The sequence below is a fragment of the Streptococcus sp. CF7_Ac1-12 genome, assembly GCF_024295905.1.
In the GTDB taxonomy this organism is placed as follows: domain Bacteria; phylum Bacillota; class Bacilli; order Lactobacillales; family Streptococcaceae; genus Streptococcus; species Streptococcus mitis_AP.
The window spans coordinates 72,760-98,248 of record NZ_JANCPG010000006.1 but is presented as its reverse complement, the minus strand read 5'-3'; the positions used below and the strand labels follow the sequence as shown (position 1 = coordinate 98,248).

The following is a 25,489-nucleotide window of genomic DNA, read 5'->3' as shown; positions in this document are numbered from 1 at the left end:
AAAGAAGGTAGCATATGTCTAAATTACAACAAATCGTAACATATCTTGAATCAGAAAAACTAGACGTCGCTGTCGTATCTGACCCCGTCACAATCAATTACCTCACTGACTTTTACAGTGATCCCCATGAACGCCAAATGTTCCTTTTTGTCCTAGCAGATCAGGAACCTCTCCTCTTTGTCCCAGCCCTTGAGGTTGAGCGTGCAAGCAGCACTGTTTCCTTCCCAGTTGTGGGCTATGTGGATTCTGAAAATCCATGGCAAAAAATGAAACACGCTCTTCCACAACTTGACTTCAAACGTGTCGCTGTTGAATTTGACAATCTTATCTTGACCAAATACCATGGCTTGAAAACAGTTTTTGAAACTGCTGAGTTTGAAAACCTCACTCCTCGCATCCAACGCATGCGCCTCATCAAATCAGCTGACGAAGTGCAAAAAATGATGGTTGCAGGTCTCTATGCTGATAAAGCTGTAAAAGTTGGTTTTGATAATATTTCTCTTGATAAGACAGAGACAGATATCATTGCTCAAATTGACTTTGCCATGAAACGTGAAGGCTATGAAATGAGCTTTGATACCATGGTCTTGACTGGTGATAATGCTGCAAATCCGCACGGTATCCCAGCAGTAAACAAGGTCGAAAATGATGCCCTTCTCCTCTTTGATTTGGGTGTTCTAGTAAACGGTTACGCATCAGACATGACGCGTACAGTCGCAGTCGGCAAACCTGACCAATTCAAGAAAGACATTTATAACTTGACTCTTGAAGCCCAACAAGCTGCTCTTGACTTTATCAAACCAGGTGTGACTGCCCATGAAGTGGACCGTGCTGCCCGTGAGGTCATCGAAAAAGCTGGTTACGGCGAGTACTTCAACCACCGTCTCGGTCACGGTATCGGTATGGATGTCCACGAATTCCCATCTATCATGGAAGGAAACGACATGGTCATCGAAGAAGGCATGTGCTTCTCTGTTGAACCAGGTATTTATATCCCTGGTAAAGTCGGTGTTCGTATTGAAGACTGCGGTGTTGTTACCAAGAATGGCTTTGACCTCTTTACAAGCACCAGCAAAGACTTGCTTTATTTTGATTAAAATTCTTAGAAAATCTTCCCATAATAAAACTCATACTATCAAGGCTCTTGAATACTTGATAGTATGAGTTTTTCATATTTGAAAGACTTTTGACTCAGCCTCTTTACTTAATCTTCTTGATACTTTGACTAAGAATAAATCCTACAATCATCCCTACCATATTTTGCATGAAATTTGGTAGGATTTCTGGTAGGGCTGCAGCCCAACCATTCATCAATGTAGAACCCAAGGCGTAGCCCCCTACCATGGCAATCGTTGCTAAGATAAGGCCTAACCACTGAGTTTTTCCTTTAAATCCTGCGAAAAATCCCTGCAAGCCATGGTTGACCAAGCTAAAGAACATCCACTGAGGATAGCCTGATAAGAGGTCAATCAAGAAACCTGCTAGTCCTCCGACTACAGCCCCTTCACGACTACCAAAGTAAAAGGCCGTAAAGAAGACACCCGCATCTAAAAGAGTTAGAATGCCTGTCGGTGTTGGAATTTTTAAGAAATAACCTAAAACCACAGAAAGGGCGGTTAATAGAGATACAAGGGCGATTTTAGTTGTTTTTGTCTGCTTCATATTGTCTTACTCCATACTGATCTGCTTGTGCAATGGCACGATAAACGAAAGCCTTAGAGCTTTCTACTGCTGGTAAAAGTTCATCACCTTTGACCAGGTGACTGGCAATGCTTGAGGCAAAGGTACAACCTGCGCCAGCATTTTGCCCTTGGATAACAGGATTTTCCAACACTGTAAAGGTTTGTCCATCATAAAAGACATCCACAGCCCTGTCCTGACTAAGGCGATTACCTCCCTTGATAATAACTGCTGGGGCTCCTAAGGCATGTAATTTCTGCGCTACAGCTTTCATATCTTCCAAGGTTTTAATTTCCTGACCAGCTAATAATTCTGCTTCAGGAAGATTAGGTGTAATCACACTGACATGAGGGAAAAAGCGAATCAACTCTTGACAGAGTTCACTGACAGCTACGTCGTGTGTTTCCTTGCAGACCAAGACAGGGTCCAATACCACAGGCACTCCTGGGCGCTGCTTGATAAAGTCCAATGCCTTCTCAGCCACACTGACAGTTGGTAAAAGACCAATCTTAATCCCTGCAAATTCCACATCACGCAAGCTATCTAATTCATGTTGAAAAATGGTATCGTCAGTTGGAAAGACTTCAAATCCTTTTTCTGTCAAAGCTGTCAAACAAGTCACTGCTACAAAACCATGCAAGCCGTTCAAAGTATAGGTAGCCAAATCCGCGGACAAACCACCACCACTAAAAATATCATTTCCAGAAAGTGCTAAAATACGATTATTCTTCATAACGAATCTCCTTTAAATACAAACCATTTGGTGCTGCAGTGGGACCTGCAAGCTGCCTGTCTTTTTTCTCGAAGATGAGGTCAATCTGCTCCACTGGCATGCGGTTATTGCCGATTTTGAGCAGAGTACCCACCATATTGCGAATCTGCTTATACAAGAAACCATTTCCTGAAAAGGTAAAGGTCAAAAACTGACCTGTCTCATCAACTGTTAAACTAGCTTCTGTGATGGTGCGAACTTTATCCTCTACACTAGTCCCAGAGGCTGTAAAACCGGTGAAATCATGAGTGCCTTCTAGCTTTTTAATTGCAATCTGCATCTTTTCCACATCAAGCGGATAAGGAAAATGAGTGGCATAGTGACGGCGCATAGGATTTTTGGGACGGCCCCTATCTACGATAAACTCATATGTCTTACCATGCTTGGCATAACGGCAATGAAAATCATCCGCCACAAGCTCAATCGAAATCACATCAATATCTTCAGGGGACTGGGTATCCAAGGCAAAACGGAGCTTCTCCTCATCCATTTGATAAGGCAGATCAAAATGAATGACCTGTCCCAGAGCATGAACCCCACTATCTGTCCTACCAGCACCATGAACAGTAATGGCTTGCCCCTTATTCAACCTAGTCAAGGTTTTTTCAATTTCTTCCTGAACGCTACGCGCATGGGGCTGGCGCTGAAAACCAGCAAAGGCGTAACCATCATAAGAAATAGTTGCTTTATATCTCGTCATAACTTCTATTTTATCAAGAAATTGGTCTATAAACAAGGTCCTAAAACAAATATTGCCTGGGTACAAAAATACCGAAAGAAAAACTTAGGAAATGAATCCTAAGCTCTCTTTTGAAGTAGGTACATGACAAAGATAGAGGTTACAATCAACCAACCTCCTAAGATACTAAAGACCAACATCCCATTGTGAGTTAGTAAGCCAATTGCACCTAGAACGAATGGAGTCGTAAAGGCTCCGAAACTACAGCCTAATACAGCAAATGAGGTTGCTTGATTGAGTAGTTTAGCTGGAATTCTTTCAGAGACAAGTTGAAAGACCGTCGTCAAGGCTACACTATAGGCAAAACCAGCCAGAATACTCCCTGCCACTACCACCCACAAGGATGGAGACAAGGCAATCACAATTTGCCCTAAGCCAAAGGTAATACCTGACCATAGGAGCAATTTCTCTTTAAAGATAGAAATCAAGAAAGAGAAACTCACACCAGCCACAATCCCGATCAACTGCATGACACTAAGAACAAAACTAGATAACTGTGCATCTCCAAGTCCTCTTTCCACCATCAAACTTGGAATACGGATGGTAATAGCTGTATTGGTACAAACTACAACCGCTGCTTCAATAGCTAGGATAAAAATCAAGCCCTTCATTTCCCGAGTTAAGCGACTTGCTTCCTTCGATTTTTTCTTAACTTCTTTCTTCTCTTTTCCATAAGGAACAAAGAGCAAATAAAGGATCAGCACCAAAAATCCAGCACTATAGGCTAGGAAGGTAGCTGTCCAACCAAAGGACAACAACTGACCGACTGCCAAGGTAATGAGAGAAGCTCCTACTACCTCTGCAGAGCCACGTAGCCCCAACATCTGAATCCGCGTTTTGCCTTGATAACGTTCACTGATAATCGAAATAGCCTTGGCATTGATCATCCCAACACCCAAACCAAAAAGAATCCGTGTTCCAAAGACAAAAGGATAGGCTTGGTACCAAAAAGGAACCGTTCCACTCAGTGATAAAATTAACAAGCCCAAACTAATCTGTAAGCGCTCAGGAAATATTTTTTCTAGGAAACCATTTAATAGCAACATAATCATGATTCCAAAGGAAGGCAAGCTAGCCAAGAGCTCAATTTGTTCCTTAGGATAACCTTGATAATAGTCAAACATGGCTGGCAGGGCACTCGAGATGGAAAAGGAGGTAATCAAAACGAGGGAGAGAGCCAAAATACTGGCCCGTTCTAAAAATTGTTTCATGAAATCTCTTTCTATATTCTCTTAATCTTCTACTTTTTGATAGTCAGCAAACAAGCAAGAAAAGAAGAAGTCTCATTGGTATATAGACTCCTTCTTAAACTAGAAAATGAATCCCTTGTGTATTAGGATGACTTTCTCTTGATTTGCTTAATAAAGTAGAAGATAAATCCTGCCACCATATAGGCAACAAAGATAATCAGACACCACTTGAACACGACATCCCAACCCTTGTTCACATTCAAAAAGAAGTACGGGAAGGGACTGACCTTAGAATTAGGAACATCAAGTTTCAGTACCAAGCCATTAAAAAGAGCAAAAATCATATAAAGCAAGGGTAAAATCGTCCACACAACTGGATCCCAGATTTTGTATTGACCCTGTTTGTCAAAAAAGAGGGTATCTGCTAAAAACCAGAGTGGAACGATATAGTGGCAAAGGAAATTTTCTAGGGTATAGAAATTAGTCGCAATAGGCGCTAATAGGAAATGGTAAATCACACAGGTAATCATGATACTCATGGTGACCCCACCTTTTAAGCGCAAGAGACTTGGTCTTTGCCAGTTTTCACCTAAACGGCTCATAACCTTTAGGAGGTAGAGCGTAAAAATCGCGACTAAAAGGTTGGACAGAACCGTATAATAGAGCAACATCCCAAAGCCACCATGCTTGGCGATTTCAAGATAAACTCCCGTAAAAGCCGCTAGAAACAAGAAGATACGGCTATAAAATACAAGTTTATAGTGTTTTGACATGCTTAAATTTTCTTCACAAACTCTGATTTGAGTTTCATGGCACCGAAGCCATCGATTTTACAGTCGATATTGTGGTCGCCTTCTACGATGCGGATATTTTTCACGCGCGTCCCTTGTTTCAAATCTTTTGGCGCACCTTTTACTTTCAAATCCTTGATGAGAGTTACTGTATCACCGTCAGCCAATTTATTTCCGTTGGCATCGATAGCAACAAGGCCCTCTTCTACATCTGCAACTTCAGCAGGATTCCACTCATAAGCACACTCTGGGCAAACCAGTAAGGCACCGTCTTCGTAGACATACTCTGAGTTACATTTTGGGCAATTTGGTAAGTTGTTCATGTTTTCTCCTTATAATCATTCACTATTCTTTGAAAATCAAAATTTCTCGAACAGCAACTATTATACCCTAAAATCAGCATTTTGACAAATTTAGAAAAAACCGATATCAATCTATCGGCTTCTCTACATTTACATTCTTTTTTCAGCTTCTGCTTTGATTTTTTCAACTACTTCTTGAATGTTCAAACCAGTTGTATCAAGGTAGACAGCATCCTCTGCTTGTTTGAGAGGCGAAGTCTCACGATGACTATCCTTGTAGTCACGCGCAGCAATTTCCTCTTTTAGGATTTCAAGGTCTGTTTCAATTCCCTTGGCAATATTTTCCTTGTAACGGCGCTCTGCTCTTTCATCTACCGAAGCTACTAGGAAAATTTTCAATTCTGCTTGTGGCAATACAACAGTCCCAATATCGCGACCATCCATGACAATCCCACCTTGCTGGGCAATCTCTTGTTGGAGAGAAACTAGTTTCTCACGTACTTCAGGAATTGCTGCAATAGCAGAAACATAATTGGTCACTTCATTTTCACGGATAGGATGGGTAATATCCACATCTCCTACAAAGACAAGCTGTTCTCCAGTTTCTGAGCGCCCGAAACTGATTGGATGCTGGTCCAATAAGTCTAAGAGTTCTTCAACTTGTTCGACTCCTAATTGGTTTCTGAGAGCCATATAGGTCGCCGCACGATACATGGCACCTGTATCTAGATAGGTATACCCAAAATCCTTAGCAATAATCTTCGCGACCGTACTCTTACCACTTGAAGCTGGACCGTCAATAGCAATTTGAATTGTTTTCATATCAACTCCTATTTGATTTTGACAACATCACCTGGATTAGCAAACCAAGATCCTGTAGCCATATGGCCAGGATTCAAAGCCTCTAACTGAGCAATCGAGATTCCTGCACGAGCGGCAATGGCGGCTTCTCCTTCTCCAGCCATAACTTTTGTAGTCCCTTCTGGATCAGTTGGATGTTCTGAGCTACTAGATGACTCTTCTACCTTCTCCTCTGAACTAGAAGATGCCTGCTCTGAACTACTACTAGAAGTAGAAGAAACTTGCTCTACTTTTGTATCTGAATCGTGAAAATCTTTCAAGGCTGCTGTGCGATTACTCCCACCCGATGAAAGATAGATAAGAACAATAATCATCACGACTACAATCACAAAGAAAATACTTGCTAAAATAGTCAAGATACGATTAGCCAGCACTCCTCCACCTTGTTCTCTCTTACGACGTTCTGATCTTGTTTCTTCTTGATTCTCATAAATATCTTCTTGCCACGGTTCTTTTGCCATACCTTACTCCTTGTTTTTTTTTACTTTTCTTATTACAATATAAATATGAAAATCACACTTATACCTGAACGTTGCATTGCCTGTGGGCTTTGCCAAACTTATTCTGAATTATTTGATTACCACGATAATGGAATCGTGCGTTTTTACGATGACTCTGACCAACTAGAAAAAGAAATCTCTCCTAGTCAGGACGTCATAGAAGCTGTTAGAAACTGTCCGACACGTGCCTTGATTAAAGATTAACTCTAATATCGACAAGAACGTTCCACTCCTTCTAGTTTAGCATATTTCCATGCAAAATTATAGTCTTTTCTCTTTATTTTTTTCTGTAAAATCAGGAAGGTCACTTTTTTCTTTGACGAGATAAAGTGGTCTTTTTTTAGTCTCTAGATAAATCTTACTGATATACTTGCCGAGAATCCCAATGGTCAAGAGTTGAATCCCACCAAGGAAGAGAATAACAGCCATCAGAGAGGTCCAACCTGATGTCGGATTGCCCAAAATGAGGGTCCGAACCACAACAAAAAAGGTCATAAGTAGAGAAATAAAACAAGATAGGAGACCTGCCACAAAGGATATAATCAAGGGAAAATCTGAAAAATTAACAATCCCTTCAATGGAGTAGAAAAAGAGTTGCCTAAAACTCCAACTGGTCTTGCCAGCCTGCCTTTCGACATTAGGATAGTCCAAATAGTAGGTTTTAAAACCGACCCAGGCAAAAAGTCCCTTAGAAAAACGATTGAACTCCGTCAAGCTTAAAATGGCATCGACTACAGACCTTCTCATCATACGAAAATCACGGACACCCGACGGCAGGGCTACTGGACTAATTTTTTTCATGAGGCGGTAAAAGAGATTAGCACAGAAACTGCGAAAGAAGGGTTCCCCCTCTCGACTAGTTCTCCGTGTCCCAACACAGTCCAAGTCTGTATTTTGGTCTAGTAAGGCTTTCATCTCAAGTAACATACTAGGAGGGTCCTGGAGGTCTGCATCCATCACTACCACCAAATCTCCTGTTGCATATTGCAAGCCTGCATAGAGAGCTGCTTCTTTGCCAAAATTTCGAGAAAAAGAGATATAATGAACTGCCGGATTTTGCTCTCGATAGGCTTTTAACAGTTCTAAGGTCCCATCACTTGATCCATCATCGACAAAGACATACTCGATTTCTGTTTCCAAATCTGGAAGTAAAGCTTCCAAAGCCTGATAAAAAAGAGGAAGTACTTCCTCTTCGTTTAAACAGGGGACAATGATTGACATCACCATCTTAGTCTTCAAATCCATTTGGATGCTTGCTTTGCCAACGCCATGCGTCTTCACACATTTGGGTGATACCTAGTTCTGCTTCCCAGCCGAGTTCTGCTTTAGCTTTTGCAGGATCTGAATAGCAGGCTGCGATATCCCCTGGGCGACGGTCTACAATGCGGTAAGGAATTGGACGTCCCACTGCTTTTTCCATATTTTGAATAATTTCAAGAACTGAGTAGCCTTTACCTGTTCCAAGGTTATAAACGTTTAGGCCTGAACCTTTTTGAATTTTTTTCAGAGCTGCAACGTGACCTTTAGCCAAATCGACAACGTGGATATAGTCACGAACACCAGTTCCGTCTTCCGTATCGTAATCGTCTCCAAACACTTGCACTTGCTCTAATTTTCCAACGGCTACTTGAGTCACATATGGCAAAAGGTTATTTGGAATACCATTTGGATTTTCTCCTAAATCACCACTCTCATGGGCTCCGATTGGGTTGAAATAACGAAGTAAGACCACATTCCATTCTGAGTCTGCCTTGTAGATATCCGTTAAAATTTCCTCTAGCATAAGCTTGGTGCGGCCATATGGGTTGGTCACTGAAAGTGGGAAATCTTCCAAGATTGGCACTGTATGAGGATCTCCGTAAACTGTCGCAGAAGAACTAAAAATGATGTTTTTACAGTTGTTTTCTTCCATGACCTTCAAAAGACTAACAGTTCCAGCGATATTGTTGTCATAGTAGGCAAGAGGAATACGGGTAGATTCACCGACAGCCTTCAAGCCAGCAAAGTGAATGACCCCTGTTGGTTCTTCTTGCTTGAAAATATCTCTGAGGGTATCGGTATCACGGATATCTGCCTCATAGAAAGGCACTTCAACTCCTGTGATTCTTTCAACAACTTCTAAACTTTTTCTGTTACTATTCACAAGGTTATCCACCACAACAACCTGATGACCTGCTTGGATTAACTCAATAACAGTGTGGGTTCCAATAAAACCTGCTCCACCCGTTACCAAAATCTTTTCTTGCATCTTTTTTCCTCGATTCTCGGATTATTTTTTCTTATTTTACCATTTTTGATAGGGAATGTCATTTGCCATCCTAGAGGGTAGGATAAAATTTCAGTAAAATGCTTATACTCTTCGAAAATCTCTTCAAACCACGTCAGCCTTGCTTTGCTGTAGGTAGGGTTACTGACTTCGTCAGTTCGATCCACAACCTCAAAACAGTGTTTTGAGCTGACTTCATCAGTTCTATCCACAACCTCAAAGCAGTGCTTTGACCAGCCTGCGGCTAGTTTCCTAGTTTGTTCTTTGATTTCCATTGAGTATTACTCGCTTTTTACTCGTTTGACATAGTTTTCAATTGGGTAGTTTAGAGGGTCCAAGGTCAACTCCTTGTCTTGGATCAGTTGAGCTAGATGGTAACCAATGATAGGACCAGTTGTGAGGCCTGATGAACCTAGTCCACTAGCAGCATAGACACCTGCCAATTCTGGTACCTGCCCAAAGAAAGGAGAGAAATCACTGGTATAGGCACGGATTCCCACACGCTCAGCTCTTGAAGTCGCTCTAGCTAAAACTGGATAGTGAGGCAAGGCTGCCTCCTCCATTTGTTGGAGTAAGGTTTCATCTACCGTCAAATCAAATCCCATGTCATTTTCATGAGTAGCGCCTAGGGATAATTTCCCACCTGCAAAAGGAATCAAATCCCACTCCCCTTCAGGCATAACAACAGGGTATGATTCCATGTCTTGGGCAAGCCAATAATCTCGGAGTTGTCCTTTTTGGGGACGAACATCCACAGCATAACCCAAGGGTTCTAACATATCCCCCAACCAAGCTCCCGTCGCCAAAATAACCTGATCAAACACCTCTTCACCAATCTGGTAACCTGATGCTAACGGTGTCAGAGTCACTTTTTCTTTGACCAGCTTGATCTGACTGGCTTCTAGCAAACGAGTCACTAAGAGTTGGCCATCTACTCTCGCTCCACCAGAAGCATAGAGCAAGTGATCAAATCCCTGCAAGCCAGGGAATAATTCATTAGCTGATGCTGGGTCCAGAATGGCTAATTGCCCTATCAAGGGAGATTCTTCTCTACGCTGGAGGGCTAGTTGATAGAGTTCTTCCAACTTAGTTTCATCCTTTTTCAGGAGAAAGACTCCCGAACGCTGGTAAAAGTCGATTTCTTGTCCTGACTTCTCTAAATCAGCTAATAAATCCACATAAAAGTCAGCCCCCAAGCGCGCCATTTTGTACCAGTCCTTATTACGGCGTTTGGAAAACCAAGGACTGATAATTCCTGCTGCAGCCTTGGTAGCCTGACCTTGTCCATGGTTAAAAACAGTCACTTCTAGGTCACTTTCTTTCGAGAGGTAGTAGGCAGCTGTTGCACCTACAATTCCTGCTCCAATAATGGCAACTTTTTTCATTGTTTTCACCTTCAAACTAGATATGGTGGAAAGGATTGGTCGATGCTTGACTAGGTAAAATTTCTAGTTCCCAGCCTTTTTCCTCTTTCCATTGATTAAGAAGCTCTGCGATTTTTTCCACAAAAAGCACTTCAATATAGTGACCTGGGTCCAAGGCTAGCAAGCCATCAGACAACATATCCTGGGCAGTGTGGTAGTAAATATCACCAGTGATATAGACATCCGCTCCTTTAGCTAAAGCATCCTTATAGAAAGACTGCCCGCTTCCACCACAGATGGACACTCTTGAAATAGGCTTCTGCAAGTCATTCTCTTGATAATGCACCATTCGAAGACTATCTAGACCAAAGACTTGCTTGACGTGTTGGGCCAATTCTCCAAATGTCTGAGACTGAACATTCCCAATACGTCCAATTCCACGTTCAGGGCCTGTTTCCTGCAGATAAGTTGTCTCCTCGATTCCTAGCATCTGGCAGAACCAGTCATTGAGGCCATTTTTAACGATATCAATATTGGTATGGCTGACATAAACTGCGATGTCATGCTTGATGAGGTCGATGTAAATCTGATTTTGCGGACAGTTGGCAACCAAGTCCTTGATAGGACGGAAAATCGGCGCGTGCTTGACGATAATCAAGTCCACACCCTTTTCAATGGCTTCAGCCACCGTTTCTTCACGAATATCCAGAGTCACCATGACCCTTTGGATATCCTTGTTTAAAGTGCCAATTTGCAGACCACGACTGTCTCCCTCCATGGAAAATTCCTGAGGACAAAAGGCTTCATATGCGTTAATTACTTCACTTGCTAGCATGGAGAACCTCCTTGATGGCTTGAATCTTATCTACTAGAACTTGACGTTCCTCCAGATTTTTTTCTGGGATTTGTCCGAGGGCAAACTCTAGCTTAATAGCTTCTTTTTGCCATTTTTGGACAAATACTGGACTGACTTCTTTGGACAAGAAAGGTCCAAAGCGAACATCACTGGCAGATAACTTCATTTGTCCTGCTTCCGCCACCAAAATCTCATAAAACTTACCAGCTTCTTCTAGAATGCTTTCTGCCACAATCTGAAAACCATTGTCTTGCAACCAAATACGCAAGTCGTCTTCACGATTATTGGGCTGAAGGATCAATCGTTCTACATTAGCTAACTTGTCCAAGCCTTCTTCTAAAATCCTAGCAATCAAACGACCACCCATACCAGCAATGGTAATGACAGACACTTGGTCTGACTCTTCAAAGGCTGCCAAGCCATTGGCTAAACGAACCTGGATTTTCTCCTTTAGGCTGTGAGCCTCAACATTTTTGACTGCAGATTGGTAGGGACCTTCCACCACCTCACCTGCAATGGCACTTTCGATTTTTCCTCTTTCGACCAAGTCGATAGGCAGATAAGCATGGTCACTTCCCACATCTAGTAAAATAGCTCCCTGTGGCACAAAGGAAGCCACTAATTCTAATCTCTTTGAAATCATTTTCTCTCACTTTCCAAAACTCTATTACCTCTTATTATACCACATTTCAGCTGGCAATCTTGTACCTAAAAAGACCGCAATCCACAGATTGCAGCCTTTCTTTATTTTCTGGCTTGATAGCGACTAGTCAGGATGAAAATCACGGTAAAGACCAACATCATGACACCATAAACAGGTAATGTTTGTCCTGTTAAGGTTGAAATTTCAAGCAGTTTTTGAATTCTTGGGAAGAGAGCTGTGGCTAGGAAGCCTCCTACTGACCAAACAATCAGGAGGACACGCCATAGGGTAAATGGCATGCAGGCTCTAAATACAGATAAGAAACCAATTGACCCCAAGAGATAATAGAGTAGAGTTGAAATTTCTAACTCAGACCAACCTTGGCTACTTCCAAATATTTTCACAAAAAGAACGCTGAACACAACCATGAGAGCACTTGGTAGAGCACGAAGCATGGATCTTCTGAGGAAGTTTGGCTCAACAGGTTTGATATTTCGCTCAAAAGTCAGAACGAATGGTGGGAACCCTTCCACGAACTGGTCAATCATGGTAATCTGGATCGGAATGAAAGGGAAGATCAAGATCCACTCAGACCGACCTAGTAAAGCACTGGCAATACAGATAACTGCGAGCAAGAAAGAATAGATGGTCTTTATCAAGAAAATCGGTGCAATGTGGGCAATGTTATTCACCACACGACGACCTTCAAAGAGAATCTCAGGAACATCATTAAAGTCAGAGTTCAAGAGAACCAGATTGGCAATCTGACGAGTCGCAGGATCTCCCTCCGCCATTACGATGGAACAATCCGCCTCACGAAGGGCCAGAATATCATTAACCCCGTCCCCTGTCATAGCTGTTGTATGACCTGCTTTTTTCAGCGTTTGGATAATAAGTTTCTTTTGATGAGGGGAAACACGTCCGAAAATAGCTGTCTCCTCCGCCATAGCAACCAATTCCTCATCCGTGATTTTTGAACAATCGACATAGCTGTTATAGTCCGCAAAACCAGCCTTCTGGGCAATGCTGGATACCGTAACTGGATTGTCCCCAGAGATAATCTTGAGGCCCACTTCCTGAGAACGGAGATAGTCCAGCGTCTCTTCTGCTCCCTCTCGAATGGGATCCAATATTTCCAGCAAGGCTAGAGCCTGAATATCAGATGGTTTCTGTGGTTTGTGATGGTCTAATTTCTCCTGACTGAGGGCTAAGACCAAGACACGTGAACCTCTCTCCAAGGCCTCTCTGGCTTCTGGGACTTCGTTTTCCAGCAACATCTCAGGCGCACCTAGGAAAACTGTCCCCAGACCTTCCAATTCCATAGCACCCCACTTGCGGTCGCTTGAGAAAGGCAGATTAGAGATCATAGGATAGACTACCTGACCTTGGAAACGCTGGCGAATGGCTTGAGCTGTTGGATTTTTATCCTCACTATGAGCCATATAGCTGGCCAAGATGCTAGCAAGCGCTGACTCTCCATACTCTTCGGTCAAAGGAAGAACAGCCTCCACCTGCATCTTTCCTTGGGTGATGGTGCCCGTCTTGTCCAAACAGAGCATATCCACGCGTGCCAAGGTCTCAACAGAGTACATCTCCTGCACCAAGACCTTTTTCAAGCCCAGCTTAATAACCGCAGTCAAAAGCGAAGTGATGGTCAAAAGGGCGATTCCCTTGGGCAACATCCCCAAAAGGGCTGTCGACGAATTTACAACAGATGACTTAAGAGGCAGGCCTTTTAAAAGCAAGGCTTCTAGCAAGAGAGCTAGACCAAAAGGAATGATAATCTTCCCAGTAAAACCAGCTAACCTGTCCAGCGATTTCATGATACGTGAGTTGATCGGTTTAACGGTCTTGGCTTCCAGCATGAGTTTAGCAGCATAGTTGTCTGCCCCGACATGGTGGACTTGAGCCAAAACTGACCCACTGGCTAGGAAACTTCCAGACAAAAGCAAGGCGTCAACTTCCTTTTGCACCAAATCACTCTCACCGGTCAACATGGCTTCATTGACTTCCGCAAAACCTTCTAGAACCAAGGCATCACTAGGAATCTGCTCCCCAGCAGACAAACGAATGACGTCTCCTAAAACCAATTCTTCAGGATTCAGAGCTACTTCCTGGCCATCACGAATGGTTTTAACCTTTTCCTTAGTCATGAGATTGAGCTTGTCCACCATGTGTTTGGCCCGCAGCTCAGTCACAATCCCAGAAAAAGCGTTAAAGCAGATAACGGCAAAGAAGACCAGATTGCTCCAAGCCTGCACAAAGGCTAGTGCCAAAGCAATGGCAAAGTTCAAAGCATTAAAAAGGGTAAAGACATTTCGTTTAACGATTTGCCAAGTGCTTGTACTAGCCGATGCGGTAAAATCATTGACCAAGCCCTTAGCCTGTCTTTCCTTGACTTCTCTTTGGGTTAATCCCATAATCTTATTTTTATCCATAAATTCTATCATATCATTTTTTCTAAAAGAATTCTAATCTCATCCCAAATATGCACCTAGTCAAGGGAAAAAGTTTGCCAGCCCTCCTTTGATAAGGTATAATAATAACAAGAAAACAATCGAAGGAGATCGCATGTTTTATACTTATTTACGCGGATTAGTTGTCTTGCTCCTATGGTCCATCAATGGCAATGCCCACTATCATAATACTGATAAAATTCCTAATCAAGATGAAAATTATATTCTGGTTGCCCCTCACCGTACCTGGTGGGATCCAGTTTACATGGCCTTTGCGACCAAGCCAAAACAGTTCATCTTTATGGCAAAAAAAGAACTCTTTACCAACCGTATCTTTGGTTGGTGGATTCGTATGTGTGGTGCCTTTCCTATCGACCGTGAAAATCCTAGCGCTTCTGCCATCAAATACCCTATCAATGTTCTTAAAAAAAGTGACCGCTCCCTTATCATGTTCCCAAGTGGGAGCCGTCACTCAAACGATGTCAAGGGTGGAGTTGCCCTGATTGCCAAAATGGCCAAGGTCCGTATTATGCCGGTTACCTACACAGGTCCTATAACCTTGAAAGGCTTGGTTAGCCGTGAGCGTGTCGATATGAACTTTGGAAATCCAATCGATATCTCAGATATCAAGAAAATGAATGATGAAGGCATTGAAACAGTCGCCAATCGCATTCAAGCAGAATTCCAACGTTTGGACCAAGAAACGAAACAATGGCACAATGATAAAAAACCAAACCCACTCTGGTGGTTTATCCGCATCCCTGCTCTCATCCTTGCCATTATCCTCGCTATCCTAACCATCATCTTTAGCTTTATCGCAAGCTTCGTCTGGAATCCAGATAAAAAGAGAGAAAACCTTGGTTAAATAAATACAACAATCCCTTGGCAAAAGCCAAGGGATAATTCTTTTACTTAATTTTCCATTTTTGGGCCAACCAGCTGGAAAAAGCTAAAAATCGCTCAACTACTTGTTCATGGTGTCCATAAGGATCAAAGACAAACTGACCGTTCGGATAGCGTTTCTGAAGACTGGTATGGATCTGCTCAGCATAGACTGGTGCTTGAGCCAAGCGATTAGTATGGTATGCTCCTTCTGTTTGACCATTCTGTAAATACAGCAAACAGTCCAAATTTTTCACATTTTCTGCCTTGCAGTAAGCCGCAAAATCAGGATACCAAAAGGAACCGCAGATCGAAAAGACACAGGAAACCTTGTCAAAGCTGAAAAGACTGTAGACTGCCGCCAAACCACCTAGTGAGTAGCCTCCATAAGCAAGGCGAGTTTCGTCCAGGCGATATAGCGACTTCAGCTTGTCTAAAAGGCCTCCAAATAAATCACTATGATAGGCATTTGCCTGACCGCCAAAATCTGGAGCTCCATCTCTCAAAGCAGCTGCCTTCCAGGGAGTGTAGTCATCTAGGCGATTTTTAGAGGTCAAGCCCACTAAAATCACAGATTCGGAAAGGGACGATAGGAAGTCCAAGTTTCCATCATTCAATAAAATAGCCGGATAGGTTTGATTGGGGTCGTAGTTAGAAGGAAGGCTGACCTTGACTTGGATTCCTTCCCAATCAAACTCATTATTTATTGATAAAGTCATTGATTTTCTCAAGGGAATCAATCACTGCTGGACCATAGTCCATCAATTCATCGTAAGAGATGGTCATGATTTTTTGATTCTTAATAGCAGGAACGCTTTCCAAAACAGCATTTGCCTTCATCAACTCTACTGCTTTTTCATCCAATTTTTTATTACGATCGCTGGTTACATAGATAATCAATTCAGGATCCATTGACACGAGATTTTCCAAGGTCAAGCCTGATGTCCCCGTAGCAACGTTTGTATAACCAAGTTGGTTCAGCAAACTTTCTTGCAAAGCAGACTTGTAGGCACCGAAGGTTTCATCATTATAAGCAACCATAATCAAAGCCTTTTTCTTTTCACCTTGGCTTGCTGGATTTGCTTTCTTAACAGCGTCAATTTTAGTTTGTAATTGGGCTGCGTATTCATTGGCCTTGTCCTGAACATTAAAAATCATTCCAAGATTTTTGACATCTTCTACGATATTCCCCAAATCTTGCTGAATCGTTGAGAGAGAAGCTTTTTGAGTATAAACTGGGATTTTGTTTTCATTCCAAGTGCTAACTGTCCCCAAGGATTTTTCAGAAAACATCATGTTTCGCCCCATCACAGCGTCTGGCTCATAAGAAAGGACTGTTTCTTGTGAGACTGTTTTTTTATCTCCAATTTGAGGAATCGTCGCAATCGCGTCCTTGTATTTGTCCGTCACAGCATTATCAGGATTAAGCATGCCAGCAATTTTATCCTTCAACCCTAACTCCAATAAGATTTCAGTGGTTGAAAGATTGTTGGTGATAACTTTTTCAGGTGCCTTGTCAAAGACTTGTTCGACTTCATTCCCTTTCGCGTCATAGGTTTTGACCGTTAGTGGATAAGTCGTCTCTGTGCTCGCCTTTTGACTTGTTTCTGTGCTAGACTGTGTGGTAGTTTTTTCTGTAGTAGTGTTACCACAAGCTGCCAAAGTTAAGGTAGCTACTGTTACGAGTAAAATGCTTAGTGTTTTTTTCATCTTGTTTTCCTTTTCATTCTTATAAATAGTGAATCATAGCTTGCTGATCCTCGGTCCAAGTCACCTGACTTTGAACTCCGTATATAGTTTGCAATGACTCAGGGGTGATAGTCTCCTTTGGAGTCCCTTGGTAAAGGATTTCTCCCTCTTTCATCAGATAGAGATAATCCGAATAGCGACAAGCAAGTTGAATATCATGCAAGACAGCTAGAACATTGACCTTGAGATTCTTCACAATGGCCAACAAGTCTAGCTGATACTTGATATCCAAGTGATTGGTTGGTTCGTCCAGGAGCAAGAGAGTCGGTTCTTGCGCCAAGGCTCGGGCTAACAAAACTCGCTGTTTCTCTCCCCCTGACAGAGACGAATAGAGACGAGTTTTCTTCTCGAGCATATCCACCTTAACGAGGGCATCTTGAACGAGAGTAAAATCCCTTTCCCTTTCCTTCTGTAAAAAAGAGAGGTGGGGAGTTCTTCCCAGCAAGACGATTTCTTCAACTGTACAATCAAACTGCAGTTGGTTAAACTGGGTCACAACTGCCATTTGCTTGGCTGTTTCTTTGAGTGACCAATGATCCAGCGGCTTTCCATCTAGGCTTATCAAGCCTTTGTCCGCCTTTTCCTGACGATAGAGGAGTTTAAGCAAGCTGGTTTTTCCGCTTCCATTTGGTCCTAATATCGTGTGAAATTGATTCCCCTCAACCTTAAGAGAGACTCCTTTGAGGATTTTTTTCTCTCCTAGTCCAAAATGGATATCCTGACAAATCAAGTCCATATCAGACCCTCACCTCCCTTCGCCTACCTCCAACAATATAGATAAAGAAGGGAGCACCTACTAAGGCTGTGAAAATACCAATAGGAAGCTCTGCGTTTGGAATGATGATACGAGAGAGTACGTCTGCCCAGATGACAAAGAGGGAACCCATCAAGGTTGCAACAGGAAAAAGCCTCTTGTAATTCGTTCCTACTAACCCTCGAGCTAAATGTGGAGTAATCAGACCGACAAATCCAATAATCCCACAGGTTGCCACTAAGACTGCTGTCAGCACAGCCACCATGGTCACATAAAGATACCAATAAAAGCGTAAGGGAATCCCCAAAGTTAAAGCAGCCTCATCTCCCATCATCATCGCATTGAAAACACGATACTGAGTAGAGAAAAATAGAAAGGCCATTCCTACTATTATAGTTGGCAGGACCAAGTCTGCCCAGGTAGTCCCAGCAAGCGAGCCCATGGTCCAAAACTTAATGGTCATCACACTGTCCGCATTAGCACCAACTGAGATAATAAAGTTTGAAAAAGCCAGAAAGAGAGCATTGACCACCGTTCCTGATAAAATCAGACTAGAAGTCGTCATCCTTCCCTGCATAGAGGCAATGATGAGGACAGAAATTGTTGCCAAAATAGCTCCAAGAAAAGCTCCAAGGCTAATCATCACTTTTAAACCAAGAATGATGCTCAAAGTTGCCCCTAGAGTTGCACCCGCAGATATTCCTAAAACATAAGGCTCTGCGATGGGATTGTTCACTGTAGACTGCATCACGCTACCACACATAGAAAGACCAGCCCCCACTATCAAACCTAACAATACTCGGGGGAATCTCATGTTCCATACAATGGCAAGAGTAGACTTGGAAACCTCTCCTATCTCAAGAGGAAATCCCAACCTGCTCAAAACAATCCGATAGGTATCTCCTAGATCAATTGCAACAGATCCCATTGAAACTGCTAGAAAGAGAGAAATCCCTAAAATACCTAGCAAAATAACTAAAAGTAACACAAATTGCTGGTCTTGTCGGCTTCCAGAAAATTTGGAAAGCATGCAAACCTCCTTTGATAGAATCTTAAAAATTTAGAAAATTCTCATGAAAAAGTATACCATATTTTCAACTGTGTAACAAGCTATAGAAAAAATACAATTAAAATCAGAAAAATTATGGTTGATTTTTCCATACAGTGCCAGGAAGCATAAGCAAAGATAATGCTTAAGCATAGCAAGGTAAGATGACAACATAAAAAGCCCTCTGAAGTCAGAGAGCTGATTTGAGCTCGGACTAAAATCCTAGTGAAACAAAAAAATCTACACGATCAGAAAAGTCTCTATCGTGCCATTTTCATACATGATGTATAGTCCAAGTACAATGAATACTAAGGGCACAATGATTCGCTCGTATTTTTCAATTGTCTCGAATATTAACGGAATAGAGGATAACACCCGACTAATCTCGCATAAGATAATTATGCCGATTACAAACACAAGCAAGGCCACGAGGGTCTGTGACCAATCTAACGAAGCAAAATAAGGTATATAGATACCTAAATTATCTCCGCCAGACGCAATTGTTAGCAATGTAACTGTCCAAAACAGTTGATTTGCCTTGCTTTGTTCTAATCTTTCAATAATTTCTTCCTCTTCTTCCTCTTCCTCCTCACCTTCTCCAACAATTGCAAAGCGAATCCCTAAATAGATAGGGATTAAACCAAGCAATCCAACCATCCATTCTTCAGGCACGAAATTAACGACATAAGCAGCAACTAAACTCGCCCCTACAAGTAAGCCTGTGCCTAGATATTGCCCCGCATAAATATGCCATTTTTGTTTATTCTGTGATAGCTGTGCAAATAAAATAAATAAAATAATTAAATAATCGATACTGGTGGAAATATAAACACCAATAGCAGATATGATTGTCTGTCCCATAAAAAACCTCCTGTATTGGTCAGTAATAAATCAGCAGATTTTAGGAGAGCACAGACACATTAATTTAGCTATCGCTAGTGGGTAATGTCGAACATAGGAAAGCATTTTACTCCTCCTCAAAACGTAGTTACAAAGTAATTTCTAACTGGAATTCAGTGACTACTTCCATGTAGAGTATAACATACTATACTTTACTTCGTAAAGTGTGGGCTCTCCGAAGGAGCTTGCAGACAGCTACTCGGCATTTAAAGCCGAGTAGCTGCGCACCCTTATGGTGTAATTAGCTGATACCATTTGAGGTTTTTGTAGTCTCCAAAATTGTGACCGATAAAACCAAACCAATTTGCTAATGGCGAGCTTCAAGGTTTTTGTAGTCTCCAAAATTGTGACCGATAAAACTCAATAAAAAAGCCCTCTGAAAATCAGAGAGCTGATTTGAGCCCGGGCTAAAATCCTAGTGAAAAAGATGAAACTCCTTGTGTTCATCGAACACTGTGTCATTTCCCTATTTTCATACGGATTTCTTACGCCCTTAGCATCATGATTCTTGCTGGATAAACCGTTTATAGACTAGGCGACGAGGCGAAGGTTGTACAAAATTTTTAGTGAAACAAAAAAATCTCCCCGAAGGGAGAATATCTGGTTTATTTTACCTTACAGTGCTAGGAACCGTAACCGAAGATTATACTTGAGTATACCAAGGTAAGTTGACAAAAGTAAAAAAGCTACCCAATTTAGAGTAGCTTCATTATCAAGATATGCTCAATTGAACACGGCCTAAGCACTTGGCAAAAAAGATAAAATCTCCTAGAAACTGAAGTTTCTTCGTCAATTTTCCTATTTTTGCTTTGTGCTTTTGACGGCCTTTGTATCTTGAATTAACGACGAAGTCCTAGAGAGTTGATCAACTCACGGTAACGGTTAACGTCGTTTTTACGCAAGTATGCAAGCAAGTTACGACGGCGACCGATTTTTTTCATCAATCCACGGTAAGTAGCGTGGTCTTTTTTGTGTTGTTTGATGTGTTCGTTAAGGTGGTTGATTTCCCAAGTAAGGACAGCAACTTGAACCTCTACTGAACCTGTATCACCTTCGTGACGTGCATATTGTGCGATGATTTCATTTTTTTTCTCTTTTGAGATTGCCATGATGTTTCTCCTTTTTATTTGGCTTCATCCGAGTGACAGGTTGGCAGGCCTGCAACCAAGAAGAAGTTATTTGTCTTTACGACAATCACTATTCTACCAATAACTAACTTCTTTGTCAACAGATTTACTTTCTTTCTCTTTGCTTCACTAGCATCATTAAGAGTATCAACTTCTTCTAATATTACCATATCTGATTGCCAACACCTTTCTAACAAGGAAATTCAAAAAATTCTACAAAAATCTTGAAAATTTTCACAATCATGCTATAATAATCCATAGAGACAAGTCACTTAGTCCCTTTCTACTAGAGAGTGCGTGGTTGCTGGAAACGCATAGAGAGCCTAAACTGATACTACTCTTGAGTTTTTTATGAAAACATAAAACGGTGGCCACGTTAGAGCCAATCAGAGGTGTCCCTCTTTTTTGAGGAACATAAATGAAGGTGGAACCACGTTGCGACGTCCTTTCGGGGATGTCGCTTTTTGTTTTTCAGAAGGAGGAAGAATGGTGCTTTATATGATTGGTGGATCGCCTTGTAGTGGAAAGTCAACAATTGCCTCACTTCTTGCTAGACAATACCAGCTACGTCATATCAAACTCGATGATTTGGTAGACGAGATGATGACTCAAGCAAGTGCAGACTCACAACCAATTTGCCTTCTTAGACAGGATAGAAGTCCGGAACAAATCTGGATGAGAAATCCAGAAGAGATGGCGGATGAAGAATGGCACTGCTATGAGGAGATTTTCCCTTATGTAAAATCTTACTTGATAAAAAATCAAAACAGACCTCTCTTGGTGGAGGGAGCAGGACTGTTGCCTCACTTGGTTAAGGAGCTTGAATATCCAACTTCTTCCTATCTATGCTTGACTCCGACAGCTGATTTTCAGAAAAAACATTATAGACAGAGAGAATGGGTTCCTTATGTCTTAGAGGGAACAACTAACCCTGATAAAGCTTTTGAAAACTGGATGCAACGAGACATTCTTTTTGCCCAAATGGTTCGTAAAGAAGCAATGGAATTAGGATATTCTAGTCTCTTGACAGATGGTAGTCAATCAGAAAATCAGACTATGAAAGAGGTCGCTCGGCTCTTAAAATTGTCCAACAAAAAAAAGAATAAATGTTTAAGGAGAACATCATGATTAACATTACTTTCCCAGATGGCGCTGTTCGTGAATTCGAATCTGGCGTTACTACTTTTGAAATTGCCCAATCTATCAGCAATTCCCTAGCTAAAAAAGCCTTGGCTGGTAAATTCAACGGCAAACTCATCGACACTACTCGTGCTATCACTGAAGATGGAAGCATCGAAATCGTGACACCTGATCACGAAGATGCCCTTCCAATCTTGCGTCACTCAGCTGCTCACTTGTTCGCCCAAGCAGCTCGTCGTCTGTTCCCAGACATTCACTTGGGAGTTGGTCCAGCCATCGAAGATGGTTTCTACTACGATACTGACAATACTGCTGGTCAAATCTCTAACGAAGACCTTCCTCGTATCGAAGAAGAAATGCACAAAATCGTCAAAGAAAACTTCCCATCAATCCGTGAAGAAGTTACTAAAGACGAGGCACGTGAAATCTTCAAGAACGACCCTTACAAGTTGGAATTGATTGAAGAACACTCAGAAGACGAAGGCGGTTTGACTATCTATCGTCAGGGTGAATATGTAGACCTTTGCCGTGGCCCTCACGTCCCATCAACAGGCCGCATCCAAATCTTCCACCTTCTCCATGTAGCCGGTGCTTACTGGCGTGGAAATAGCGACAACGCTATGATGCAACGTATCTACGGTACAGCTTGGTTTGACAAGAAAGACTTGAAAAACTACCTCCAAATGCGTGAAGAAGCTAAGGAACGTGATCACCGCAAACTTGGTAAAGAACTTGATCTCTTCATGATTTCTCAAGAGGTTGGTCAAGGGCTTCCATTCTGGTTACCAAATGGTGCGACTATCCGTCGTGAATTGGAACGCTACATTGTCGACAAGGAGTTGGCTTCTGGCTACCAACACGTTTACACTCCACCACTTGCTTCTGTTGAGCTTTACAAAACTTCCGGTCACTGGGATCATTACCAAGAAGATATGTTCCCAACTATGGACATGGGTGACGGGGAAGAATTTGTCCTTCGTCCAATGAACTGCCCACACCACATCCAAGTCTTTAAACACCATGTTCACTCTTACCGTGAATTGCCAATCCGTATCGCTGAAATCGGTATGATGCACCGTTATGAAAAATCAGGTGCCCTCACTGGTCTTCAACGTGTGCGTGAGATGTCACTCAACGACGGTCACCTTTTCGTTACTCCAGAACAAATCCAAGAAGAATTCCAACGTGCCCTTCAGTTGATTATCGATGTTTATGAAGATTTCAACTTGACTGAATACCGCTTCCGTCTCTCTCTTCGCGACCCTCAAGATACTCACAAGTACTTTGACAACGATGAGATGTGGGAAAATGCCCAAACCATGCTTCGTGCAGCTCTTGATGAAATGGGCGTTGACTACTTTGAAGCCGAAGGTGAAGCAGCCTTCTACGGACCAAAATTGGATATCCAAGTTAAGACCGCCCTTGGTAAAGAAGAAACCCTTTCAACTATCCAACTTGACTTCTTGCTTCCAGAACGCTTCGACCTTAAATACATCGGAGCTGATGGCGAAGAGCACCGTCCAGTTATGATCCACCGTGGGGTTATCTCAACTATGGAACGCTTCACAGCTATTTTGATTGAGAACTACAAGGGTGCCTTCCCAACATGGCTAGCACCACACCAAGTAACCCTCATTCCAGTTTCTAACGAAAAACATGTGGACTACGCTTGGGAAGTGGCTAAGAAACTCCGTGACCGCGGTGTCCGTGCAGATGTCGATGAGCGCAATGAAAAAATGCAGTTCAAAATCCGTGCTTCACAAACCAGCAAGATTCCTTACCAATTGATCGTTGGGGACAAGGAAATGGAAGACGGAACTGTTAACGTTCGCCGCTATGGCCAAAAAGAAACACAAACTGTCTCAGTTGATGATTTTGTTCAAGCTATCCTTGCTGATATCGCTAACAAATCACGCGTTGAGAAATAAGAGACAAAACCTGGGATAAAATCCTAGCTAGCTAAAAAGCAACAACTATTTCAGCTGTTGCTTTTTTATATTTTATTTAACCTGAGCTAGTAGTGATTGGTCAAACTACCACACAAGATTTGCTTTCATGAGTTGGATAAGGTCAATATCCTCATTCCTTGTCTGCTTCATTTTCTTTTACTTCTTTTACGAGATCTTTTTGTGGATCTTTTTCAGAGAGTTTTTGATCGATATACTTGTTAATGGTTTCATAAAATTCCTTGGTCGTATCACTGTCTAATTTTGTCGAATTATGAACTTGATTGACTTTCAATTGAACAGATTGAATACCGTAAGAGGCTTGTTTTTGGTGGAGCGTTTCTAATTCGTCTTCTGAAATCGGATCTCCAACAACCGTCAAGACCAATTCATTGTTACTTGACTTGTAGACTTGATTAATAACCGTATAATTGGCGAACTCTTTTCCTACAAACTGTTTGATCCCTTCTTTGCGCGCTTGTTCTATTGTCAGAGTAACTGCCGAATAGCTAGCTGGAAGAATCAACAATACAATCAAAGAAATCAAGCCAATTCTCATTTTAATGCTCAGCTCTTTAAATGAAGTTAAAGGAGATTTTCTCATCAAAATTCTTGTTCCAACAATGTTGGCTAGCATGATAAAGACACAGTTGATCAAGAAAAGATAGAGAGCCCCCAATAAAAATCGTACATTCCCATTAGCTAAACCGTAACCTGCAGTACAGATAGGTGGCATCAGAGCTGTTGCAATGGCTACTCCTGGCACGATATTGTTTGCTTCTTTTTTCCTTGATCCAATTACGCCTGCTATCCCACCAGCAATAGCAATGAGAACATCCCAAATGGTTGGAGAGGTTCGTGCAATCAATTCGCTACTTTCATAAGATAAGGGAGAAATCCAGAAATACAGAGTCGATACAAGTAAACTGACCAATACTTGAGTAAGTAAAACCCCTAGAGCTTGCTTGATTAAACGCGTATCAAAAATAGCTAAACCGAATCCCAGTCCAACAATCGGTGTCATGAGAGGTGAAATTAACATGGCTCCAATAATAACAGCTGTTGAATTCATATTTAGACCGATAGAGGCAATAAAAATTGCACACATCAAAATCGCTGTATCTCTCAATCGAACATGAAGGTCATCGTATAATTTCTCACGGTATTCCCGTGTTGAATAATTGGCAGTCATTTGTCCTCTCCTCTTTCCTTATTTAAATCGGTATAATAATTAATAATAACAGCTGATAAACAGCCAAAAAATATGAGCCCATAAATCGTCAAGAAGACACTGGTAATCCTTCCAATCATGGTCACAGCTAGGAGATCCCCGTAGCCGACAGTCGTCGAAGTCACAAAAGCATACCAAAGACCGTCTCCGTAATTTGTGATAGCAGGTTCAACTAGGAAAAGCACGCCTCCTGACCCAAAAACAAAGGTCACAAAACTCAGAGCAAACCGAGTAAAACCCGTAACCTGTATAATATGCCATAACATTTTTAAACGTCTCATTTGTTCTCCTT

29 protein-coding genes and 1 pseudogene are annotated in these 25,489 nt (G+C 41.9%); 6 read left to right on the top strand and 24 right to left on the bottom strand.

Going from position 1 to position 25,489, the window contains the following annotated elements; all coding sequences use genetic code 11:
• Positions 1-14: 14 nt before the first annotated feature.
• Positions 15-1,097: a Xaa-Pro peptidase family protein gene (locus NMM17_RS04565; RefSeq protein ID WP_254753927.1), complete on the top strand. Its 1,083-nt coding sequence runs from the start codon at positions 15-17 to the stop codon at positions 1,095-1,097.
• Between the two features lie 103 nt (positions 1,098-1,200).
• Here NMM17_RS04565 and NMM17_RS04560 read toward each other — a convergent pair whose 3' ends face one another.
• From NMM17_RS04560 to NMM17_RS04525, 8 genes are all read right to left on the bottom strand, one after another.
• Positions 1,201-1,662 (bottom strand): ECF transporter S component, encoded by a 462-nt coding sequence (locus NMM17_RS04560; protein ID WP_000814989.1) that lies wholly within the window; start codon positions 1,660-1,662, stop codon positions 1,201-1,203.
• Positions 1,640-2,413, bottom strand: a complete 774-nt coding sequence (locus NMM17_RS04555; protein WP_254753926.1) for a bifunctional hydroxymethylpyrimidine kinase/phosphomethylpyrimidine kinase — start codon at positions 2,411-2,413, stop codon at positions 1,640-1,642. The genes NMM17_RS04560 and NMM17_RS04555 overlap by 23 nt, the downstream gene beginning before the upstream one ends.
• Positions 2,403-3,152, bottom strand: a complete 750-nt coding sequence (gene truA, locus NMM17_RS04550; RefSeq protein ID WP_254753925.1) for a tRNA pseudouridine(38-40) synthase TruA — start codon at positions 3,150-3,152, stop codon at positions 2,403-2,405. Before truA ends, NMM17_RS04555 begins: the two co-directional genes overlap by 11 nt.
• Before the next feature lie 98 nt (positions 3,153-3,250).
• Positions 3,251-4,402, bottom strand: a complete 1,152-nt coding sequence (locus NMM17_RS04545) for an MFS transporter (RefSeq protein ID WP_000808696.1) — start codon at positions 4,400-4,402, stop codon at positions 3,251-3,253.
• 122 nt (positions 4,403-4,524) lie between these two features.
• Positions 4,525-5,154, bottom strand: a complete 630-nt coding sequence (locus tag NMM17_RS04540) for a Pr6Pr family membrane protein (RefSeq protein ID WP_000033944.1) — start codon at positions 5,152-5,154, stop codon at positions 4,525-4,527.
• 2 nt (positions 5,155-5,156) lie between these two features.
• Positions 5,157-5,495 carry a zinc ribbon domain-containing protein YjdM gene (locus NMM17_RS04535; protein ID WP_001061596.1) on the bottom strand — a complete coding sequence of 113 codons (339 nt, stop codon included), beginning with the start codon at positions 5,493-5,495 and terminating at the stop codon, positions 5,157-5,159.
• A gap of 129 nt (positions 5,496-5,624) precedes the next feature.
• Positions 5,625-6,296, bottom strand: coding sequence for a (d)CMP kinase (cmk, locus tag NMM17_RS04530; RefSeq protein WP_000849405.1), 672 nt, complete (start codon positions 6,294-6,296; stop codon positions 5,625-5,627).
• A gap of 8 nt (positions 6,297-6,304) precedes the next feature.
• Positions 6,305-6,796, bottom strand: coding sequence for an SAG1386/EF1546 family surface-associated protein (locus tag NMM17_RS04525; protein WP_001040920.1), 492 nt, complete (start codon positions 6,794-6,796; stop codon positions 6,305-6,307).
• 45 nt (positions 6,797-6,841) lie between these two features.
• Between NMM17_RS04525 and NMM17_RS04520 the strand changes: the two genes are divergently transcribed.
• Entirely contained in the window at positions 6,842-7,039 is a 198-nt protein-coding gene (locus NMM17_RS04520; RefSeq protein ID WP_004240803.1) for a ferredoxin, read from the top strand.
• Between the two features lie 57 nt (positions 7,040-7,096).
• On the opposite strand, the gene NMM17_RS04515 is transcribed toward NMM17_RS04520, so the two are convergent.
• The 7 genes from NMM17_RS04515 to NMM17_RS04485 form a co-directional block, all read right to left on the bottom strand.
• A complete protein-coding gene (locus tag NMM17_RS04515; protein ID WP_004240783.1) occupies positions 7,097-8,062 on the bottom strand; it encodes a glycosyltransferase family 2 protein in 966 nt (321 codons plus the stop codon).
• 1 nt (position 8,063) lies between these two features.
• Entirely contained in the window at positions 8,064-9,083 is a 1,020-nt protein-coding gene (gene galE, locus NMM17_RS04510; protein WP_024057477.1) for a UDP-glucose 4-epimerase GalE, read from the bottom strand.
• Complete coding sequence (locus tag NMM17_RS04505; protein WP_254753924.1) at positions 9,062-9,376, bottom strand: hypothetical protein; 315 nt, start codon at positions 9,374-9,376, stop codon at positions 9,062-9,064. Before NMM17_RS04505 ends, galE begins: the two co-directional genes overlap by 22 nt.
• A gap of 6 nt (positions 9,377-9,382) precedes the next feature.
• On the bottom strand, positions 9,383-10,486 hold the full coding sequence (locus NMM17_RS04500) for an FAD-binding oxidoreductase (protein ID WP_254753923.1): 1,104 nt from the start codon (positions 10,484-10,486) through the stop codon (positions 9,383-9,385).
• A 16-nt stretch (positions 10,487-10,502) separates the two neighbouring features.
• Positions 10,503-11,300, bottom strand: a complete 798-nt coding sequence (locus NMM17_RS04495) for a Nif3-like dinuclear metal center hexameric protein (protein ID WP_254753922.1) — start codon at positions 11,298-11,300, stop codon at positions 10,503-10,505.
• A complete protein-coding gene (locus NMM17_RS04490; protein WP_254753921.1) occupies positions 11,287-11,964 on the bottom strand; it encodes a tRNA (adenine(22)-N(1))-methyltransferase TrmK in 678 nt (225 codons plus the stop codon). Before NMM17_RS04490 ends, NMM17_RS04495 begins: the two co-directional genes overlap by 14 nt.
• 101 nt (positions 11,965-12,065) lie before the next feature.
• Positions 12,066-14,402 carry a cation-translocating P-type ATPase gene (locus tag NMM17_RS04485; protein WP_254753920.1) on the bottom strand — a complete coding sequence of 779 codons (2,337 nt, stop codon included), beginning with the start codon at positions 14,400-14,402 and terminating at the stop codon, positions 12,066-12,068.
• A gap of 133 nt (positions 14,403-14,535) precedes the next feature.
• On the opposite strand from NMM17_RS04485, the gene NMM17_RS04480 reads away from it, so the two are divergent.
• Positions 14,536-15,285 (top strand): 1-acyl-sn-glycerol-3-phosphate acyltransferase, encoded by a 750-nt coding sequence (locus NMM17_RS04480; RefSeq protein WP_078238200.1) that lies wholly within the window; start codon positions 14,536-14,538, stop codon positions 15,283-15,285.
• Positions 15,286-15,328: 43 nt separating this feature from the next.
• On the opposite strand, the gene NMM17_RS04475 is transcribed toward NMM17_RS04480, so the two are convergent.
• The 7 genes from NMM17_RS04475 to NMM17_RS04445 form a co-directional block, all read right to left on the bottom strand.
• Positions 15,329-16,021: an alpha/beta hydrolase-fold protein gene (locus NMM17_RS04475; protein ID WP_078238199.1), complete on the bottom strand. Its 693-nt coding sequence runs from the start codon at positions 16,019-16,021 to the stop codon at positions 15,329-15,331.
• Complete coding sequence (locus NMM17_RS04470) at positions 16,002-17,012, bottom strand: ABC transporter substrate-binding protein (protein WP_020903633.1); 1,011 nt, start codon at positions 17,010-17,012, stop codon at positions 16,002-16,004. The genes NMM17_RS04475 and NMM17_RS04470 overlap by 20 nt, the downstream gene beginning before the upstream one ends.
• Positions 17,013-17,031: 19 nt before the next feature.
• Positions 17,032-17,787, bottom strand: a complete 756-nt coding sequence (locus NMM17_RS04465) for an ABC transporter ATP-binding protein (RefSeq protein ID WP_084924041.1) — start codon at positions 17,785-17,787, stop codon at positions 17,032-17,034.
• A gap of 1 nt (position 17,788) precedes the next feature.
• Positions 17,789-18,835: an iron ABC transporter permease gene (locus NMM17_RS04460; protein WP_254753919.1), complete on the bottom strand. Its 1,047-nt coding sequence runs from the start codon at positions 18,833-18,835 to the stop codon at positions 17,789-17,791.
• A gap of 258 nt (positions 18,836-19,093) precedes the next feature.
• Complete coding sequence (locus NMM17_RS04455; protein ID WP_060628622.1) at positions 19,094-19,714, bottom strand: CadD family cadmium resistance transporter; 621 nt, start codon at positions 19,712-19,714, stop codon at positions 19,094-19,096.
• A gap of 878 nt (positions 19,715-20,592) precedes the next feature.
• A complete protein-coding gene (rpsO, locus tag NMM17_RS04450) occupies positions 20,593-20,862 on the bottom strand; it encodes a 30S ribosomal protein S15 (RefSeq protein WP_001018251.1) in 270 nt (89 codons plus the stop codon).
• Between the two features lie 14 nt (positions 20,863-20,876).
• Positions 20,877-21,050 carry a hypothetical protein gene (locus NMM17_RS04445; RefSeq protein ID WP_254753918.1) on the bottom strand — a complete coding sequence of 58 codons (174 nt, stop codon included), beginning with the start codon at positions 21,048-21,050 and terminating at the stop codon, positions 20,877-20,879.
• Positions 21,051-21,181: 131 nt separating this feature from the next.
• Between NMM17_RS04445 and NMM17_RS09630 the strand changes: the two are divergent.
• The 3 genes and pseudogenes from NMM17_RS09630 (at position 21,182) to thrS (ending at position 23,948) form a co-directional block, all read left to right on the top strand.
• Positions 21,182-21,382, top strand: a pseudogene (locus NMM17_RS09630) (hypothetical protein).
• Positions 21,367-22,008, top strand: a complete 642-nt coding sequence (locus NMM17_RS04440; protein ID WP_004240768.1) for a hypothetical protein — start codon at positions 21,367-21,369, stop codon at positions 22,006-22,008. The pseudogene NMM17_RS09630 and the gene NMM17_RS04440 overlap by 16 nt, the downstream one beginning before the upstream one ends.
• Positions 22,005-23,948, top strand: a complete 1,944-nt coding sequence (thrS, locus tag NMM17_RS04435) for a threonine--tRNA ligase (protein ID WP_061087731.1) — start codon at positions 22,005-22,007, stop codon at positions 23,946-23,948. The genes NMM17_RS04440 and thrS overlap by 4 nt, the downstream gene beginning before the upstream one ends.
• Positions 23,949-24,099: 151 nt before the next feature.
• Here thrS and NMM17_RS04430 read toward each other — a convergent pair whose 3' ends face one another.
• A complete protein-coding gene (locus NMM17_RS04430; protein WP_254753917.1) occupies positions 24,100-25,158 on the bottom strand; it encodes a DUF389 domain-containing protein in 1,059 nt (352 codons plus the stop codon).
• Entirely contained in the window at positions 25,155-25,478 is a 324-nt protein-coding gene (locus NMM17_RS04425; protein WP_254753916.1) for a potassium channel family protein, read from the bottom strand. The genes NMM17_RS04430 and NMM17_RS04425 overlap by 4 nt, the downstream gene beginning before the upstream one ends.
• Positions 25,479-25,489 lie beyond the last annotated feature (11 nt).

Excerpts from the sequence above, each read along its gene's own strand:
- NMM17_RS04565 (WP_254753927.1), top strand. The coding sequence starts at position 15 with ATGTCTAAATTACAACAAATCGTAACATATCTTGAATCAGAAAAACTA.
- NMM17_RS04560 (WP_000814989.1), bottom strand. The coding sequence starts at position 1,662 with ATGAAGCAGACAAAAACAACTAAAATCGCCCTTGTATCTCTATTAACC.
- NMM17_RS04555 (WP_254753926.1), bottom strand. The coding sequence starts at position 2,413 with ATGAAGAATAATCGTATTTTAGCACTTTCTGGAAATGATATTTTTAGT.
- truA (WP_254753925.1), bottom strand. The coding sequence starts at position 3,152 with ATGACGAGATATAAAGCAACTATTTCTTATGATGGTTACGCCTTTGCT.
- NMM17_RS04545 (WP_000808696.1), bottom strand. The coding sequence starts at position 4,402 with ATGAAACAATTTTTAGAACGGGCCAGTATTTTGGCTCTCTCCCTCGTT.
- NMM17_RS04540 (WP_000033944.1), bottom strand. The coding sequence starts at position 5,154 with ATGTCAAAACACTATAAACTTGTATTTTATAGCCGTATCTTCTTGTTT.
- NMM17_RS04535 (WP_001061596.1), bottom strand. The coding sequence starts at position 5,495 with ATGAACAACTTACCAAATTGCCCAAAATGTAACTCAGAGTATGTCTAC.
- cmk (WP_000849405.1), bottom strand. The coding sequence starts at position 6,296 with ATGAAAACAATTCAAATTGCTATTGACGGTCCAGCTTCAAGTGGTAAG.
- NMM17_RS04525 (WP_001040920.1), bottom strand. The coding sequence starts at position 6,796 with ATGGCAAAAGAACCGTGGCAAGAAGATATTTATGAGAATCAAGAAGAA.
- NMM17_RS04520 (WP_004240803.1), top strand. The coding sequence starts at position 6,842 with ATGAAAATCACACTTATACCTGAACGTTGCATTGCCTGTGGGCTTTGC.
- NMM17_RS04515 (WP_004240783.1), bottom strand. The coding sequence starts at position 8,062 with ATGGTGATGTCAATCATTGTCCCCTGTTTAAACGAAGAGGAAGTACTT.
- galE (WP_024057477.1), bottom strand. The coding sequence starts at position 9,083 with ATGCAAGAAAAGATTTTGGTAACGGGTGGAGCAGGTTTTATTGGAACC.
- NMM17_RS04505 (WP_254753924.1), bottom strand. The coding sequence starts at position 9,376 with ATGGAAATCAAAGAACAAACTAGGAAACTAGCCGCAGGCTGGTCAAAG.
- NMM17_RS04500 (WP_254753923.1), bottom strand. The coding sequence starts at position 10,486 with ATGAAAAAAGTTGCCATTATTGGAGCAGGAATTGTAGGTGCAACAGCT.
- NMM17_RS04495 (WP_254753922.1), bottom strand. The coding sequence starts at position 11,300 with ATGCTAGCAAGTGAAGTAATTAACGCATATGAAGCCTTTTGTCCTCAG.
- NMM17_RS04490 (WP_254753921.1), bottom strand. The coding sequence starts at position 11,964 with ATGATTTCAAAGAGATTAGAATTAGTGGCTTCCTTTGTGCCACAGGGA.
- NMM17_RS04485 (WP_254753920.1), bottom strand. The coding sequence starts at position 14,402 with ATGGATAAAAATAAGATTATGGGATTAACCCAAAGAGAAGTCAAGGAA.
- NMM17_RS04480 (WP_078238200.1), top strand. The coding sequence starts at position 14,536 with ATGTTTTATACTTATTTACGCGGATTAGTTGTCTTGCTCCTATGGTCC.
- NMM17_RS04475 (WP_078238199.1), bottom strand. The coding sequence starts at position 16,021 with ATGACTTTATCAATAAATAATGAGTTTGATTGGGAAGGAATCCAAGTC.
- NMM17_RS04470 (WP_020903633.1), bottom strand. The coding sequence starts at position 17,012 with ATGAAAAAAACACTAAGCATTTTACTCGTAACAGTAGCTACCTTAACT.
- NMM17_RS04465 (WP_084924041.1), bottom strand. The coding sequence starts at position 17,787 with ATGGACTTGATTTGTCAGGATATCCATTTTGGACTAGGAGAGAAAAAA.
- NMM17_RS04460 (WP_254753919.1), bottom strand. The coding sequence starts at position 18,835 with ATGCTTTCCAAATTTTCTGGAAGCCGACAAGACCAGCAATTTGTGTTA.
- NMM17_RS04455 (WP_060628622.1), bottom strand. The coding sequence starts at position 19,714 with ATGGGACAGACAATCATATCTGCTATTGGTGTTTATATTTCCACCAGT.
- rpsO (WP_001018251.1), bottom strand. The coding sequence starts at position 20,862 with ATGGCAATCTCAAAAGAGAAAAAAAATGAAATCATCGCACAATATGCA.
- NMM17_RS04445 (WP_254753918.1), bottom strand. The coding sequence starts at position 21,050 with ATGGTAATATTAGAAGAAGTTGATACTCTTAATGATGCTAGTGAAGCA.
- NMM17_RS04440 (WP_004240768.1), top strand. The coding sequence starts at position 21,367 with ATGGTGCTTTATATGATTGGTGGATCGCCTTGTAGTGGAAAGTCAACA.
- thrS (WP_061087731.1), top strand. The coding sequence starts at position 22,005 with ATGATTAACATTACTTTCCCAGATGGCGCTGTTCGTGAATTCGAATCT.
- NMM17_RS04430 (WP_254753917.1), bottom strand. The coding sequence starts at position 25,158 with ATGACTGCCAATTATTCAACACGGGAATACCGTGAGAAATTATACGAT.
- NMM17_RS04425 (WP_254753916.1), bottom strand. The coding sequence starts at position 25,478 with ATGAGACGTTTAAAAATGTTATGGCATATTATACAGGTTACGGGTTTT.